At 63.2% G+C, this 468-nt stretch carries 1 protein-coding gene; it reads right to left on the bottom strand.

The genetic code is table 11. The features are described 5' to 3' along the window. On the bottom strand, window positions 1-468 hold a 468-nt coding region (locus lacNas_RS07150), incomplete at both ends, for an exodeoxyribonuclease VII large subunit (protein ID WP_280515434.1).

Raw genomic sequence — 468 nt, 5'->3', positions numbered from 1 at the left:
CTGCTGCACCAGCCGGCCGCAGGCTGCCTGCTTTTGTTCCAGCTGCCGCTGCATCTGGGCCTGCAGGCTCTTGGCCAGGAAGCTGTTTTCCTGCTGCAGCTGCTTGATCTTGCGGTCGGGTGCCTGGTGCTGCAGACGCTGGGCCAGCAGACTGAGCTTTTGCCGCTGGTCTCTGACGGTGACCTCCATCACCCGGCTAAGCTGCTGGGTCAGCTGGTCAACCTGCTGGGCCTTCTGCTCATAAAGACGCTGGGGTTCTTTCATGATAAATGAATTTGCCACCTGGGCCAGAGCCTGGGCCCGGGTCTGAATGGCAACGCGGATGCCTGTCAAAAGCCGCGTCTGCAGCTGGCCGATTTCAGCCACGGTCTGGGTCAGATCCGGCGTGGCCATTTCCGCGGCAGCCGTCGGCGTAGCGGCCCGGCAGTCGGCTGCCAGGTCGCACAGGGTCGTGTCGGTTTCGTGACC

The sequence above is a fragment of the Lactobacillus nasalidis genome, assembly GCF_016587775.1.
GTDB classification, from domain to species: domain Bacteria; phylum Bacillota; class Bacilli; order Lactobacillales; family Lactobacillaceae; genus Lactobacillus; species Lactobacillus nasalidis.
Note: the sequence above shows the minus strand (reverse complement) of the source record. Positions and strands in the feature narration are given on the sequence as shown.